Here is a 14936-nt window from a genome sequence, read left to right on the forward strand (position 1 = left end):
GAGCTTTTGCGTTCGACAAAAGCTCACGCCGAGGTCTGAACGGGTGTAGGGAAGGAAACCTCTTTCATCTCTGGTGGTGAAAATTTTTTCATCGGGACTGACTCCCGCGAATGGCTCGGAACGAGAAGCTCTCTGGGATGTCATTGGCTCGATTCAAGGATTACTGATTGGGGACAAAGGATACCTTTTTTTGACCACAACAACGATAAGGGACTTGCGTAGGAATAATATCCCAGCTAGAAAATCGCTCTGTAGAAGAACCAGACCAGCCAGATGGTAAATTATCAAAGCGCAAGTCCCTAACTGCTTTGAGATAAAAGTTATGGGTAGGGATAATAACCCTACCTGATTTTATCGAAAAATAATTAATCCTCTGCTTGCCAATCGGGACAACTATCACTATCCCAACCGTAGGGATGGAAACCGCAGACGAGAAGATTGCCTCCGTAGATATAACCGTGATAATTACGGCAACCGATACAAGCAGCATGGGTGTTAGGATCGGGGTTAACCTTAGGAGTGAGGGTAAAATCCGAGGGTTCGTCTAATTCCGAAAATAGGGATTCATCGAGGTTAAAAAATTCTTCTAATTCCTGGGGTAAAACCTCTTGAATAAACTGTTCCAGATCGATGATAATTTCCTCATTGATTTCTTCAATAGCTTGGGTCACTTCTTGGAAAAAATTTTCAATTCCCAGTGCCACAGTTTCGATCACTTCCCAAAAATCCTTCTGCCAATCGTCCATGTTTATACTTGCATCCCTTGTCTGGTAATAATTAATTATTTGTCGCTAAAATCTAGGTTTTAATCCTGTTGCAGTTTCCGTAATTCCTCCTGAAGACGTTCCACCTTTTGCCGCAATTCATCTACTTTGGGATCAGCTGCTTTGGTGTCCTCCTCATCTTCAATAATTTCTATCCGTCGGGGTTCATGGGGAATATTAGATTCGTTAGCTGTCACCGGTTGCTGTTGTGCCTGTTTCACCAACTCATCGACGTATTTCCTCGCTTCTTCTGCGTTTATTTCGCCGCGAGAAATCATTTCATCGGCTAATTTTTGGGCTTGATTTCTTAATTCTTGTAAATTTACTTCAGCTTTTTCGGCGGCATAAGTAGCAATGCCTACGCCCAAATAAACTGCTTTTTTGACTAAATCACCTAAGTTGGCCATAGCAAAAATCCTGAATCGATCGCTCTTACTTCCTAGAATAAACGATCCTTCTCCCAAATGGAGATGGGTTTTGGGAGTCAGTGAACAGTGAACAGTAATCAGTAATCAGTGAACGCTTGCGCCGCTAATGTAACACCATGAACATTTTTCAGCCAATATCCAAGAGAGCCATCAGTGAACTGAAAACTCACATCTGATAACTGGTAACTGATAACTGATGAGGTAAAGTTTTGTAAAGAGATGAGGTGGTGGCAACAGCAAAAGTGATCGCTATAAAGATTAAATTTTAGTCAAATTGCTGATTTTTCGCCCTCAAAACGACGATAAAGGCTCATTAGGTCAAAAATGATCTAAATAGTTTGATTAAGCTCAAAATAACTAAATATTGCGGATAGCTGCCGGCAGCTGGCTGCCGGCTGAATCGATTTGTGTTCATCCTCAGCAAAGATTTAAACTAAAGAATCGAGACCAGATTCCCGATTTAATCACAAAAAACTATGTTTCCTATTCATCGCCCCCGTCGTCTGCGTCAAACCCCTCAAATGCGCCGTCTGGTGAGTGAAACCGTCTTGACAGCCAATGACTTTATCTATCCCCTTTTCGCTACGACGGGGGAAGGTATTGCCCGGGAAGTCAAATCGATGCCGGGAGTGTACCAATTATCAATCGATAAAATTGTTGATGAAGCCAAGGAAGTGCGGGATTTAGGAATTCCAGCGATTATTTTATTCGGGCTGCCAGAAAGTAAAGACACAGAGGCGACGGGAGCATGGCACGATCATGGTATTGTGCAGAAAGCGGCCACAGCAATTAAAGAGGCAGTTCCCGATCTACTCATTGTCGCCGATACTTGTTTGTGTGAATATACCAACCATGGTCATTGTGGTTATCTGCAAACGGGAGATTTAACCGGCAGGGTGTTAAACGATCCTACTCTGGGATTATTGCAAAAAACCGCCGTTTCTCAGGTAAAAGCGGGAGTGGATATCATTGCACCGTCGGGAATGATGGATGGTTTTGTGCAGGCAATTCGTCAAGGATTGGATGAGGCGGGTTATAGTGATACGCCGATTCTTTCCTATACGGCTAAATATGCCTCTGCCTATTATGGGCCGTTTCGGGATGCGGCTGATTCTACCCCCCAATTCGGCGATCGCAGAACCTACCAAATGGATCCGGGTAATGCCAGGGAAGCCTTAAAAGAGGTGGAATTAGACCTATTAGAGGGAGCAGATATGTTAATGGTAAAACCTGCCCTATCTTACATGGATATTATCTGGAGAATCAAGGAAATGACTAATTTACCCGTGGCTGCCTACAATGTGTCGGGGGAATATTCAATGATTAAAGCGGCGGCGTTAAATGGCTGGATTGACGAAAAACGAGTGACTTTAGAGACTTTAACCAGCTTTAAACGGGCGGGGGCCGATATTATCTTAACCTACCACGCTAAGGATGCCGTGCGCTGGTTAGCAGAGGGTTAAACTTGATGATTGAACCCACCATGCTGATTATTTAAGTAGGTAGGCACAATTCATTCAAGCAACTACATAGCGCACTGCTGCAACGATTTGTTAACCGATCGTGGAATCTATAGCGTTTCCTAAGCTAGTGAGGTACACCTATTTTTCTTCCCTTTCGCCTTTTGCCTAAAACCCATAACTTTTGTACCTCAGCCGACTGAAAAACGCTATATGATGCCTTTTATTTTTGGATGTTCAAGTGCCGACGGTTCCACAGTTTTAGTCCTTCAAACCAGAAAATACTGACAACTCCAGAAACTAAGCTGACCAGCAAATCATCAGTATGTAGAAATGAAAAGCCGAACAGGTGTCGTAGCAAGGGAACATAGAGAACTAATCCCAAAAACAGCAGTCCACCGCCGATCACCCACCACAAAGCCCGATTAGGAGCTTGGAGCATTTCTGGAATCGTTCGGGACCAGGAACGATTGGTGAGAATCATAGCCAGGTTAGAGATAATCAATGTCGTAAATGCTAAGGCACGAGCATTAAATTCACTATTGCCGTTGCTATAGGCGATCGCAAATACAATAACCAGTACCACTAAAACGCTGGTTCCTTGAAGCAAGGCTAATCGCAACGTCCGACGACTGAACAAGGGTTCTTTGGGATTACGGGGGGGGCGACGCATAATATCGCTTTCTGCCGGTTCAGCTTCAAACACAACCGTGCAGGCCGGATCGATAATTAAGTGCAGAAAGGCAATGTGGATCGGGAGTAGCACCAAGGGCCAGCCAAACATGACTGGAATCAAGGACATACCCGCGATCGGAACGTGAACGGCCAAGGTATAGGCCATCCCCTTTTTCAGGTTGTCAAAGATACGTCTGCCCAGTTTGACCGATTCGACGATGGATGAAAAATCATCTTTCAACAGGACCAAATCGGCAGACTCGCGCGCTACATCCGTACCTCGTTCACCCATGGCAATGCCGATATGAGCAGACTTGAGGGCCGGGGCATCGTTGACACCATCACCAGTCATGGCCACAATTTCCCCGGAGCGTTTCAGTGCATTGACAATCAATAGTTTTTGTTCGGGGACGACACGGGCAAAGATGTTGGTGCTTTGAATGCGATCGCGCAGTTCCGACTCACCCATTTGCTCCAGTTCCCTACCGGTGATCACCTTGTCTAAAGGCCTGAGTCCAATCTGACGGGCAATGTTCTGGGCTGTTACTGGATAATCACCCGTAATCATGACAACGCGAATTCCCGCACCATAGCATTCGGCGATCGCAGGTGCCACAGTAGGACGCACGGGGTCTTCCAGTCCGATCAGTCCCACAAATTCAAACTCAAAGTCGTGTTGTTGAACAGGTAAGCGATCGTCAGATTCTAAGTAGGCTAGAGGCCCGGATGACTCAAGAGCGTGGGTTTTGGGTAATGTTCCCATTTTGCGTCCTTGGGCGACTCCCAGAACTCGCAAACCCTCTCCGGCCATTGCCTGGATCTGTTCGACAAGCTCCTGTTGTTGAATCGGGCTGAAATGGCAGAGATCGGCGATCGCTTCGGGGGCCCCTTTTGCCGCAACGGTAAGCTCCCCCGTCAGGGATTCCCAGACACAGGACATGGCCAAGAGATCGGTGGACAGGGGATATTCGTGCAGTAGTTGCCAATCGGTGTGCAGGTGTTCGGTCTTGGCTAGGTAATTCCAACCAATTTGCTGCAAAGCTTTTTCCATCGGGTCAAAGGGATCTTTGCGACTCGCTAGAATACCAAACTCGATCAGGGGATGAAGGACTTCTGGCAAGGGTTCGCGCTCGTGGAGCGTCACATCGTACAGATAAGCACCGGGGCCGCTGTAAACCAATAACTGTTTGACGGCCATTTGGTTCAATGTCAGGGTTCCAGTCTTATCGACACAAAGAACGGTGACAGAACCCAGGGTTTCAACCACTGGAATGCGACGGGTTAGTACCTGTTTTTGCGAGAATCGCCACGCTCCCAGAGCCAGAAAGATGGCCAGCACCACCGGAATTTCATTGGGCAAAATTGCCATCGCTAGGGCTAATCCTGCCAAAAAGCCATGCAACCAATCGGCCCGGGTTAATCCATAAATCACGACCACCGCCGCACAAATGGCCAGCGCGATCATCGTCAATTTACCGACAATGCGACGGGTTTCTTTTTGTAAGACCGTGTCTTCCGGTTCAACCGTTTGCAGAGCTTTGCCAATTTTTCCCATTTCAGTGCCGATACCCGTTGCTTGCACCTGGGCAATGCCCTGCCCTTGTACCGCAAGAGTGCCAGAATAGACAGTGGGTAAGTCGTCGCCCCCCGGTCTCAAGGTGGCTGAAAGTTTCTCTGGGTCTTCTTCTAGCTGGATGGTGCGTTTCCTGACCGGAACAGACTCTCCGGTTAACAGCGATTCATCAATCGTCAAGTGAGTGGACCACAGCAAAATCGCATCCGCAGGAACGCGATCGCCTTCCTCCACCACGATCAGATCGCCCTGTACCACTTCTCGGCCGGCAATCCGCTGCCGTTCCCCATCTCGAATCACCAAGGCCCGCGGACTGGATAAGTCCCGCAGTGCTTCTAGAGAACGTTCCGTTTTTTGCTCCTGGTAAAGATTGATGCCAATAATAAAAAAGACAAACCCCAGTAAAATTAGAGCTTCTTGTGCATCACCCAAAAAGAGGTAGATGACACCACAGGCAATCAGGAGCAAGAAAATCGGCTCTTGGATAATGTCTAGGGCGATGGTTAAAAAAGTACGATGCTGAGTTGAGGGGAGTTCGTTGTAGCCGTGCTGTTTCAAGCGCTCACTAGCTTCTTGGCTAGACAACCCGTTAAACTGCCTATTTTGTATAGGTGCAACCATAACAATTACCTAGGTTTTTCACACAGGCTATTCTCGCACACAAAGAGTGGGTAAACTGTACTGAATTTAAACTGCGTATTAACAATTTTAGTACAAATGCTCAAACTTCCTCTCCCTGCTCCCCACTCTGACACTCCGGTGCAGTCTTAACGGCTAATTTAAGTAGCTGGTTATAATTAAATTAAAAATGGATTTTAGGTTCGATCCCCCCTGCCCCCCTTGATAAGGGGTGTGCCGATCCCCCCTTAGTCCCCCCTTTAATCCCCCCTTAATAAGGGGGGCATCTGACAACTTTTAACGCCTACCTACTTAGATAGTCAAGAGCTTGGCCGGTCGTCAAGACCAAATTAGGTTATAAGCTCAGACGCATCTTAACCGCCTATCCTTAGATTAGCTGAATCTCCCCCAATTCTTTTACTAAGTACCTAAGCAAAATTAATTACACATATCTAACCCCCCCTTTGCCTATTGCCTATTGCCTCTCCTAACCAAGAAGTTAATTTTTTCTAGTGCTTAATCATATTCTTTTGCCGCTTGTACTAAGGATAAAAGTTGTCCAGTTTGATCGGTTCCCGATACTCCTAAATCACTGTGACAGAGGATAACTTTTTCGCTTACCCTTGCTAATAAATCCCTTAAAACTCTCTGTAAACGGCCCTGATTTTCCTCTAATTCTGCTTCCGTTGTCCAGGGTTGATAGGGACTTTTTCGCCAAAAAATTGGCGCAGCAAAAAGAGTAGCAGCACCTCCTTGTTCCCAGAGTGGGGAGGAACAATCTAGCCAAAAATGCCAACGATGACTAGAACGAAAAGAACGATATTGAAAGATATTGCCTAGGGTAACTGCTGAGGAAGATTTAATAAATTGTCGCACAGGATAGGGATTAGCGGTAATTGTACCACGGCGCAAAAGTTGGATAAACTGACTAATAGTTTCGCTAGGACTTTGAAAAGAGGGTTCACTCTCACGCAAACGGCGATCGATCTCCCAAAAATGTTGGGCAGTTTCCATTAATTCTCGCAAAGCTGCCAAGTGATCGAAGGGCAAATTTTCCCCATCGTTTAATAATTGTTCGATCGCTTGATTTAAGACAAAAATCGGGAAAAGTTTGGCTTCCTGCTGCCGTTTTTTCATCCCTTCGATCCAGTGACAAATTCTTTCGTAGGCAGTACAAGCTTTTTGTCCTAAGCGATCCCAACGGGGAAAAGTTTCGATCGCTAATAAACGAGGATTTTCCAGATCCACTTGATAACAATAATCGGCAATTAATCCAGCGCGAACCGGATCGATATCGGGAATTAAATTTTGTTCTTCATCCCAGCGATAACGGCTAAAAATCACCAGCATTTCCGCTATAGCCTCTTGGGGGGCTAAACGCCCCAAATTTTCATAAACAAGGGCGAGAAGGGTCAATAATGCCCGAATCAGAGGACAACTGATCAGGGGTCGTTGTTCGTTCAGGGGTTGAACGGCTATCCCGGCACCGGTTAAAATTTCCATCAGGCTATAACGGGCGATTTCGTCTAAACCGGGGGCAATAACGGCGATTTCTTCGGGTTTTACTGTTCCTTGCTTGACTGCTTGAATAATAGCTGTGGCTGTCTTCCGTAACAATTCAGCGCGAGAGGTGGTTTGCAGGGAGATGAATTGATCGGGAAGATTGCCACGATAGTCACCGTCGCTGATTAAGGAGAGAATCGTCTCGCTAAACTGAGCAGCTAACCCCTCAGTGGTAGATAATGACATAATTTGACAGCGTTTCTCTAATTCGTGTAGATAATCTGGATCGGCAGTTAATCCTAAGCGGATTTTTCCCTGGGGATTGTAGGTAAAAACGCTAAAACAATCATGATCGAGGAAAAAACTGAGTAAATCCTTGGCAATAGCCGGATAATCGTCCACATCGTCCGCAAAAACCCCCCGGAAGCGTTTTAATAGTTGCTGTTGATAGCGACTATCAGGGAACAAATAGCGCCAATAGAGTTCGTAGATGATACCATAACTTAATAAACCACGTTCTAGAGACCAATCACGCCATTGAATGATTAATTCTCCTACTTTTTCTGGTGTTTCCTGCTCATTAATCGCTAAAACTCGTTTTAGATCTGTTTCTGATAATCCTTCGGCTAATCTTTCGGGTATCTTTTCTGCGGGAACACCACTAGCACCGGCTAATTGTAACAGATCGAGAACTTGACGCACGAAACGATATTCATTTATGCTAGTAAGCTGGAAGAATTCGGCGATTGCTGGTTGCCAGAGACGGGTGGCGAGTTCCTGCTCCGTTTCTGGGCGTAATCGGCGGGGAAATTGCGCTTTTAGCCCCAAAAACTCGAAAATTAACGGCCAAAACAGGATGACTTCATCGGTGAGAAAACCTAAAGGGGTTTTACAGAGAATCGGATAGCTACCCCTAACAGCAATGGCTAATCGATCGGCTAATTCCCGTTTATTATCATCGTTGGCAGCGAAAACTAAGATCGATCGAGGAAGGGGGGATGATTTTGAGCGATCGCGAGACACCCAGCGCCGAAATTCCCCGACTAAAGTGGTGGTTTTTCCCGATCGCGTGCCACCTTCGATCCAAATTGGTATGATTGACATCGTTTTTTCTCGATTGTATTTGTTAAGATAACTGATCGGTACTCTAGCTTTTCTCCCTTGTGGAAGTAATTGTTTCCTATGAATCTTAATCGGATTTTGCAAGGTGTTAATCAATGGTTATTACAAACTCCTGAACGTTCTTTAGATGAGGCGTATCATGCAGCTTTGAAGATTAAGGAGATAGAAGACAAGCATTTTCAAGGGCGAAAAGTGGCGAATGAATTCTCGAATTATGGCCGCAGCACTAATTCCTATTTTATCGCAGAAGTTAAAGGTTATCTGCAAAAAATTAAAGTCAGATTGACGGAGTTTAAAGCTAGTCGCTCGATCGTTAATACCTTCGGACCCAATCAACCGACAATTAGTAATGGGGTGATTACTGTCACCACAGATGTTTGTCTGAAAAAACTTCAGTTTATCGATAGTGTTATCGGAAAATATCAAGATAATTATTGGCAAGAAGATATTGAAGATGTCCCCAAAAGTCTCCAGAACCGAAATTTTGAGCAGGAAACAGCCAAAAATAAAACTTCGAGAAATCGCTCTTTTTTAGCGGCGGGTAGTATTGAAGATGAGGAAATAATCAAAAGCAATAAATCCCAAAAAGCTACGGAAAAACCGGGGGTTTTGCCCCGTTCTTTTGTCAACACTTTTAATCGCATTAAACAGGAAATTGATCCCCAAGCGGAGGAATCGGAGGAGGCAGTTTTAAAGAAATTTCGCAATTCTCGTTATAAAACAGCCATTTCCCTCAAGTTTATTTTACTGTTAATTATTGTTCCTTTATTAACCCAGCAATTAACCAAAACTTTCCTAATTACCCCCTTGGTTAATAAATATTTCCAACAACAGGAACAGTTTATTTTTATCAATCAGGATTTAGAAGAAGAAGCTTTTTCGGAATTGAGAAGATTTGAGGAAGCTTTACATTTTCGAGGTATGATTGGTTTAGCACCCAAATTATCTAACGAAGAAATCGAGGGAGAAATTACCAAAAAAGCAGCGGTACTAAGTGAAGAATTTCGCCAACGAGGTTTAAATGCGATCGCTAATATTTTCGCCGATATTTGTTCCCTGATTGCCTTTGGTTGTGTTGTCGCTTTTAGTCGTCGAGAAATTGAGATTGTCAAGTCTTTTCTGGATGGCATTCTCTATAATCTTAGCGATTCAGCTAAAGCTTTTTTAATTATTCTTTTTACCGATATATTTGTCGGTTTCCACTCTCCCCACGGTTGGGAAGTGATCCTAGAAGGGTTAAGTCGTCATTTCGGTTTACCAGAAAATCGCCAGTTTAATTTTCTCTTTATCGCCACTTTTCCCGTTATCTTGGATACAGTCTTAAAATATTGGATTTTCCGTTATCTCAATCGCATTTCTCCCTCGGCAGTGGCTACCTATCGTAATATGAATGAATAGGGTAAAATCAGGGAGAAACTTGATAATTTATCCTTCTAATTTGGGGGGATAATTTGGCTGCATCTCACATTTGCAGAAATACCGACAATCAGCAATTATCAGTGACTCTTAAATTATTACAGATATATCAGCAGCTGTTTGTAAGCATCCCACCGAAAAACTAATGCGCGGGGTGTTTTTCAGCTATTTATTCCGAGAAATCGACTAAAAACGTTGCCAGATAAGGATTGGAGAGAATGACATTGGAGAGAGTGAAAGAACCCTAGGGAGCGTTGATTCATGAATCAACCTACAAAGCATGACGTTTTGAAAAATGCAAGATCTCTCTTCAATTTAATCATAACTACTTACTTATGATAAAATTCTATCAAGGTCAGGGAGGGAAAACTTGCAATTATTAACCCAATAAAATAACTGATAGCCGAGATGAAACCCTGTTACTGTATTAATCCCGATTGTTCTCAACCAGACCATCCGAGTAATAATAACTCGAATACTCGTTACTGTCAAAGTTGCGGCTCTGAGTTGTTGTTAAATGGTCAATATAGAGTGAGTCGGTTATTGAGTGATACGACCGGTTTTGGCGTTGTTTATGAGGCTTTTGAGGGTTTTACAGCCAAAATCCTCAAGGTATTACAAGAAAAATGTAATAATGACCCGAAGGCAGTGGAATTATTTAAACGGGAATATGAAGTTTTATTAGAGTTAAGTCGTCAAAATGTCACCGGTGTTCCTCGCGCAGATGCCTATTTTCAATATGCCACGAGGGAAGGGAAAATATTACACTGTTTAGTTATGGAAAAAGTGGAGGGGATTAATTTAGACCAGTGGCTAAAGCAGTATGATAATTTAAGTCAAAAACGGGCTTTTAAATGGCTGAGAGAAATCACTTTAATTCTCGATAAAATTCATCAACAGAATTGGCTGCATCGAGATATTAAACCCCCTAATATCATGATGCGGAATAGTGGCGAGTTGGTGTTAATTGATTTTGGCACAGCAAGGGAAGAAACCCAAACCTATCATCAAAAGGTAAAAGGTCAACAGGTAACAGGTATTATCTCACGCGGATATACACCCAATGAACAACAACATGGCCAAGCGGTGATTCAATCAGATTTTCATGCTTTAGGACGAACTTTTGTGCATTTATTAACAGGAAAACATCCCTTAGAAATTTATGATGCGGTTAATGATGTTTTACCTTGGCGAGAAGAAACGGAAAATATTCACCCGTTATTGTTGGATTTTATTGATGAGTTGATGGGAAGATTGCCAAAGAATAGACCGGCTAATACTAGGGTTATTTTACAACGTTTAGATCAGATTGAAAGGCAATTAAAGTTACCTCCTATAACTCCTACTATAACATCTCCACCACCACCAAATCCGCAGCCTGTTGTAACTCAAAAACAACCGCCAGTTATTCCTAAGATTAATCCTTCTCCGCCGGTTTCACCCGTAGCTGTACCCAAAAAAACACCAGCACAACTGGTTAAAAATAATAATCTGAGAAATGGATTAATAGCGCTCAGTGGCGTTTTGTTATTAGGAATAGGAATAACTCAAGGTTACGGTTATTTTAAAAGTCAAGAAGTAAATCCTCAAATTGCACCAATAAACTCACCCACCAATAAACTCACCACAAGAAAAAAAATTTCAGAACATAGTTTTCTCGATAAAACCCTAACTGGTCATTCTAACTGGGTTTTGTCAGTGGTATATAGTCCCGATAGCCGCTATTTAGCTAGTGGGGGTAGTGACAATACTATCAAAATTTGGGAAGTAGCAACGGGAAAACAATTGCGTACTCTTACTGGTCATTCTCGCGGGGTTGAGTCAGTGGTATATAGTCCCGATGGCCGCTATTTAGCTAGTGGGAGTGCTGACAAAACTATCAAAATTTGGGAAGTAGCAACCGGAAAACAATTGCGTACTCTTACTGGTCATTCTAGCGGGGTTTTGTCAGTGGTATATAGTCCCGATGGCCGCTATTTAGCTAGTGGTAGTTGGGACAATACTATCAAAATTTGGGAGGTGGCAACTGAAAGAGAATTGCGTACCCTTACTGGTCATTCTAGCGGGGTTTTGTCAGTGGTATATAGTCCCGATGGCCGCTATTTAGCTAGTGGGAGTGATGACGATACTATCAAAATTTGGGAGGTAGCAACGGGAAACGAATTGCGTACCCTTACCGGTCATTCTGAGACAGTTTTCTCAGTAGCATATAGTCCCGATGGCCGCTATTTAGCTAGTGGGAGTGCTGACAAAACTATCAAAATTTGGCGAGTGGGACAGTAAAGTTGTGTTTGGGGTGACAGCAATAACTTTTGTCTATCAAAAATGAGCGACACTTGCGGGAAACTGCACCGATATCTTTAAAAATGTTGGGTTTTGGATCAAATTATTGAATCGAGCAGTTTTCTCCTAAATAGGGTATGCGGCAAAAAGTACGGGCGAAGCATTCGGATAGAAAATCTACAGTTTCACCGATAGGTTATTGTCCGAATGCTTCGCCCGTACAGGACGTTGGCCGATGAAGACGCAAGATTTTGAACGACGATTCTCTCACAATCTTGCACCTGTGGGAGCGAGAAAAGCCACAAAATCTCTACCTTGCTTACATCTCACATTTATTCAGCAAACCCTATATAATGTGTATATTAACAATCTACTATACACAACTAGGGATAGGATGATGACTAACATTATCATTGATGACCAACTCATGGCTGATGCTCTTAAAGCTACTGGTTTAAAGACTAAACAAGAAGTTGTTGAATTGGGTCTTAAGACTTTGATTCGGCTCAAACAACAGGAGAAAATTAAAGCCTTTAAAGGTAAGCTTAAATGGGAAGGAAACCTTGAGGAAATGAGGCACAATCAATGATTCTTACGATGTCGTTAAAGAATGTTGGGTTTCGCTCAAATTATTGAATCGAGCAGTTTTCTCCTAAGTATTAAAGCGCTCAACCCAACCAAAAAGATTGATCTCAGCTACTAGGACGATAACTGCGACTGAAGAAAACTGTAACCACGATCAAATCTGGGAATCATCCTACAGTTGAATTGATTCAGTTCTTCAACAATGTCAGGACTATCAAAGTCTTTTGAGTTTCGATTCAAAAAACACGCCTGCTGTGGCTGATAACGTCGTAAATGATGAAGTACCGAGGCATAGACAAGAGCATCTTGTGGCGTTAAATCATATATCTTTTCATAAGATGCTGCTTCGATTAAAATATCAGCAGTAAGTGCCACAATTTCTCCTACCTTGAGGAGGCGTTCTCGATATTTATTAAAACGATGTCGTTCTTCTTCATTGCTTTGCACCATTAAACTAGCAATATCTTGAATACTCTTGATCCGACTTGCATAAGAAGCTGTGCGTGAAAGTTGACGTAACTCAGTATCTAGTAACTGTTGAAGTTCCCGACGACTCTTTGCTTGACGAGTCAGTTTTTCGTGAGGTTCAGCTAGACTATATGCTGGAATAATTAGTTTGGCTTGTCCTGTTTCACAAAGTTGCAGAATCTGCTCACAGCTTAGACACTGCTCTTGCTCGAAGGTTAGCTCTAAAACAAAATTTGTTTCAACATAGATATTCACGCCGCTGCCTCACGCTGAAATTTTCCTCCAGCTAAAGCAGCATACAACCCTGAATCAATCAACCAACGCTGAGAATCATCGAGAGCTTCAGGCGGCTTTTCAGAATAAATAATCTCTCCCAACCAAGAAGCAACAATTAGTTCAAGACTTTGCCTACTAATTTGGTCATTCGTTACCCCTGCTCGTTGAAAATAAGGCTGAAGAATGGGACTGGCATCAATCATATAACTAGGTTCACTCTGCTCCTGAAAAGCCCCAACATTACTCCATAAGTAAAATCTGTCAGGAAAGACCAGCAAAAAATAGGGAGCCTTGGCAAAAGTACCGTGTGCCAGAATATTGCGTCGGAGTTTTGCCGCCCATTCTTGGGATACGTTGGTTTTGCACTTGACCTCAACCACAAGAGCGAGTTGACCATTGCGGTTATTAACTGCTAAATCCCAGCCAGAAGCCATAAGATGAACTGATGAAACCATACACAGCACTCCGGGTAAAATTATTGATGAACGATGATTGAGTTGCGACTCATTTCTATTAAGGAATGTTGAGTAAAAAGTGCTTCTATTTGGGTTAGATTATTCTGAAATAATGCTTCTAATTCGACATTTGTAATGTTAACCGTAGTAACTAGCAGAAGCTTATAAGGTTCTTGATTAATCAAAAATGAATCGAGAAAATCTCTGTCTTTGGTAATAACAATACGATTTTGTTGAATTGAAAGAGCGTTAATTTCTGCATCTGTCGTGGCATTTTGTTGGGGTAAATCTTTAGTATGAATTGTACCATGACCAGCAGCTTGCAAAAAACGAGCTAAACGAACTGGCAATTGGGCATCGACTAAAAAGTTCATGGTGCAATTTGGTAGATGCTTTTTACCTGAGTTAATCGAGTGGCAAACAATAACGCCGCTAGAATATCCTCCCGTTCTAAATCATCGTAGTCGGCTAAAATATCTTCGATACTCATGCCAGAACTAAGTAATTCTAGGATAAATTCAACAGGATAACGCAATCCTCGAAGGCAAGGTTTGCCATGACAGATATTTAAATCGAGGGTGATTCGCTGCAAAAGTTGGTTTTCCATAGGTAATTCAGTTGCTTGTAATCGTCCAATCTTCTGCTCTTAAACCGGCAATTTGCCCAAAATCTGAGAGATTTCTCGTCAGCAGGATAGCCTGATTAACCATTGAGATAGCAGCAATCTTCAAATCCATCGAACCCAAACGAGGGTAAGTTACCCGAAGTTCTTGAAAAACTTGACCTGCCTTTTCATCAAAGCCGACAATGGGAATCGTGCGATAATTAGCGAGGTGCTTTTCTAGCCTTCGATAGGCAACAACTTGGGTTTCAATCGAATTTGCCTTGGCTATGTAACTGAGCCATCCCCGCATTTGTTCTTCGTAGGTGATAATTGTGGTGGCAACTTCGCTGCTCGTAATAGCAGCCAGTTTTTTCAGCAATTGTTGTGCCGGTTGACACCCGCGATCGAGAATGCTAATATGATCGGTATCAAAGAGATACATTTCAGGATTCGGATGCTTCCTCGGCTAATGGTTTTAGGGACTGACGGTACTCTTGACCAAACTGCATTGCCTCTTCGTAAGCCAGATCTTCAGCAAAAGTGCCGACAATTTTTTCCCACCAGGGAGTTTCGCTGACAGTAGGTAGCAAACGCTTGAGCAGTGCTACTTCAGCTTCTAAAGCTGCTAGTCTTATCTCTAGATCAGTGGTTAACATGGTTGACATATCCTCCTATTCTGCTCTTGCTCAAAGGTTAGCTTTAAAAC

General features: G+C 43.2%; 14 protein-coding genes and 1 pseudogene. 5 read left to right on the forward strand and 10 right to left on the reverse strand.

Translation table 11 applies throughout. The features are described from left to right. Positions 1–97: 97 nt before the first annotated feature. A pseudogene (locus PN470_RS07345) lies at positions 98–187 on the forward strand (IS982 family transposase); the annotation flags it as partial. 178 nt (positions 188–365) lie between these two features. On the opposite strand, the gene PN470_RS07350 reads toward PN470_RS07345, so the two are convergent. Beyond that, positions 366–746, reverse strand: a complete 381-nt coding sequence (locus PN470_RS07350) for a hypothetical protein (protein ID WP_002752180.1) — start codon at positions 744–746, stop codon at positions 366–368. 59 nt (positions 747–805) lie between these two features. Beyond that, positions 806–1171, reverse strand: a complete 366-nt coding sequence (locus PN470_RS07355) for a phasin family protein (protein ID WP_002777874.1) — start codon at positions 1169–1171, stop codon at positions 806–808. 497 nt (positions 1172–1668) lie between these two features. On the opposite strand from PN470_RS07355, the gene hemB reads away from it, so the two are divergent. Beyond that, positions 1669–2655: a porphobilinogen synthase gene (hemB, locus tag PN470_RS07360; RefSeq protein ID WP_024969666.1), complete on the forward strand. Its 987-nt coding sequence runs from the start codon at positions 1669–1671 to the stop codon at positions 2653–2655. A gap of 220 nt (positions 2656–2875) precedes the next feature. Here hemB and PN470_RS07365 read toward each other — a convergent pair whose 3' ends face one another. Both PN470_RS07365 and PN470_RS07370 read right to left on the reverse strand, forming a co-directional pair. Next, complete coding sequence (locus tag PN470_RS07365; protein WP_271937804.1) at positions 2876–5521, reverse strand: cation-translocating P-type ATPase; 2646 nt, start codon at positions 5519–5521, stop codon at positions 2876–2878. Between the two features lie 513 nt (positions 5522–6034). Then, positions 6035–8125: a recombinase family protein gene (locus PN470_RS07370; protein ID WP_272104195.1), complete on the reverse strand. Its 2091-nt coding sequence runs from the start codon at positions 8123–8125 to the stop codon at positions 6035–6037. 78 nt (positions 8126–8203) lie between these two features. On the opposite strand from PN470_RS07370, the gene PN470_RS07375 reads away from it, so the two are divergent. The 3 genes from PN470_RS07375 to PN470_RS07385 all read left to right on the forward strand — a co-directional run bounded on the left by PN470_RS07375 (position 8204) and on the right by PN470_RS07385 (position 12431). Next, entirely contained in the window at positions 8204–9541 is a 1338-nt protein-coding gene (locus tag PN470_RS07375; protein WP_103111855.1) for a proton extrusion protein PcxA, read from the forward strand. Positions 9542–9967: 426 nt separating this feature from the next. Next, the gene (locus PN470_RS07380) at positions 9968–11842 is read left to right on the forward strand and encodes a serine/threonine-protein kinase (RefSeq protein WP_271937809.1); all 1875 of its coding nucleotides are present in this window, start codon (positions 9968–9970) and stop codon (positions 11840–11842) included. A gap of 394 nt (positions 11843–12236) precedes the next feature. Next, entirely contained in the window at positions 12237–12431 is a 195-nt protein-coding gene (locus PN470_RS07385) for a type II toxin-antitoxin system VapB family antitoxin (protein ID WP_002752171.1), read from the forward strand. Positions 12432–12541: 110 nt separating this feature from the next. Here PN470_RS07385 and PN470_RS07390 read toward each other — a convergent pair whose 3' ends face one another. Genes PN470_RS07390 through PN470_RS07415 form a run of 6 tightly spaced genes read right to left on the reverse strand, consistent with a single transcriptional unit; the run spans position 12542 to position 14886 of the window. Then, on the reverse strand, positions 12542–13150 hold the full coding sequence (locus PN470_RS07390; protein ID WP_002752169.1) for a PIN domain-containing protein: 609 nt from the start codon (positions 13148–13150) through the stop codon (positions 12542–12544). Then, on the reverse strand, positions 13147–13626 hold the full coding sequence (locus PN470_RS07395) for a hypothetical protein (RefSeq protein WP_008207308.1): 480 nt from the start codon (positions 13624–13626) through the stop codon (positions 13147–13149). The genes PN470_RS07390 and PN470_RS07395 overlap by 4 nt, the downstream gene beginning before the upstream one ends. 20 nt (positions 13627–13646) lie before the next feature. Continuing rightward, positions 13647–14000 carry a DUF5615 family PIN-like protein gene (locus PN470_RS07400; RefSeq protein WP_103111853.1) on the reverse strand — a complete coding sequence of 118 codons (354 nt, stop codon included), beginning with the start codon at positions 13998–14000 and terminating at the stop codon, positions 13647–13649. After that, positions 13997–14233, reverse strand: coding sequence for a DUF433 domain-containing protein (locus PN470_RS07405; RefSeq protein ID WP_002752166.1), 237 nt, complete (start codon positions 14231–14233; stop codon positions 13997–13999). Before PN470_RS07405 ends, PN470_RS07400 begins: the two co-directional genes overlap by 4 nt. A gap of 7 nt (positions 14234–14240) precedes the next feature. Next, positions 14241–14672, reverse strand: a complete 432-nt coding sequence (locus PN470_RS07410; protein WP_271937813.1) for a type II toxin-antitoxin system VapC family toxin — start codon at positions 14670–14672, stop codon at positions 14241–14243. A 1-nt stretch (position 14673) separates the two neighbouring features. Continuing rightward, positions 14674–14886 carry a hypothetical protein gene (locus PN470_RS07415; protein ID WP_190359163.1) on the reverse strand — a complete coding sequence of 71 codons (213 nt, stop codon included), beginning with the start codon at positions 14884–14886 and terminating at the stop codon, positions 14674–14676. Between the last annotated feature and the right edge of the window lie 50 nt (positions 14887–14936).

The organism is Microcystis sp. CS-574 (genome assembly GCF_028329095.1).
Classification (GTDB): Bacteria; Cyanobacteriota; Cyanobacteriia; order Cyanobacteriales; family Microcystaceae; genus Microcystis; species Microcystis ichthyoblabe_A.

Coding starts and splice junctions, on each gene's coding strand:
- PN470_RS07385 (WP_002752171.1), top strand. CDS start 12,237: ATGATGACTAACATTATCATTGATGACCAACTCATGGCTGATGCTCTT.
- PN470_RS07350 (WP_002752180.1), bottom strand. CDS start 746: ATGGACGATTGGCAGAAGGATTTTTGGGAAGTGATCGAAACTGTGGCA.
- PN470_RS07365 (WP_271937804.1), bottom strand. CDS start 5,521: ATGGTTGCACCTATACAAAATAGGCAGTTTAACGGGTTGTCTAGCCAA.
- PN470_RS07380 (WP_271937809.1), top strand. CDS start 9,968: ATGAAACCCTGTTACTGTATTAATCCCGATTGTTCTCAACCAGACCAT.
- PN470_RS07355 (WP_002777874.1), bottom strand. CDS start 1,171: ATGGCCAACTTAGGTGATTTAGTCAAAAAAGCAGTTTATTTGGGCGTA.
- PN470_RS07405 (WP_002752166.1), bottom strand. CDS start 14,233: ATGGAAAACCAACTTTTGCAGCGAATCACCCTCGATTTAAATATCTGT.
- PN470_RS07410 (WP_271937813.1), bottom strand. CDS start 14,672: ATGTATCTCTTTGATACCGATCATATTAGCATTCTCGATCGCGGGTGT.
- PN470_RS07415 (WP_190359163.1), bottom strand. CDS start 14,886: ATGTTAACCACTGATCTAGAGATAAGACTAGCAGCTTTAGAAGCTGAA.
- hemB (WP_024969666.1), top strand. CDS start 1,669: ATGTTTCCTATTCATCGCCCCCGTCGTCTGCGTCAAACCCCTCAAATG.
- PN470_RS07375 (WP_103111855.1), top strand. CDS start 8,204: ATGAATCTTAATCGGATTTTGCAAGGTGTTAATCAATGGTTATTACAA.
- PN470_RS07370 (WP_272104195.1), bottom strand. CDS start 8,125: ATGTCAATCATACCAATTTGGATCGAAGGTGGCACGCGATCGGGAAAA.
- PN470_RS07400 (WP_103111853.1), bottom strand. CDS start 14,000: ATGAACTTTTTAGTCGATGCCCAATTGCCAGTTCGTTTAGCTCGTTTT.
- PN470_RS07395 (WP_008207308.1), bottom strand. CDS start 13,626: ATGGTTTCATCAGTTCATCTTATGGCTTCTGGCTGGGATTTAGCAGTT.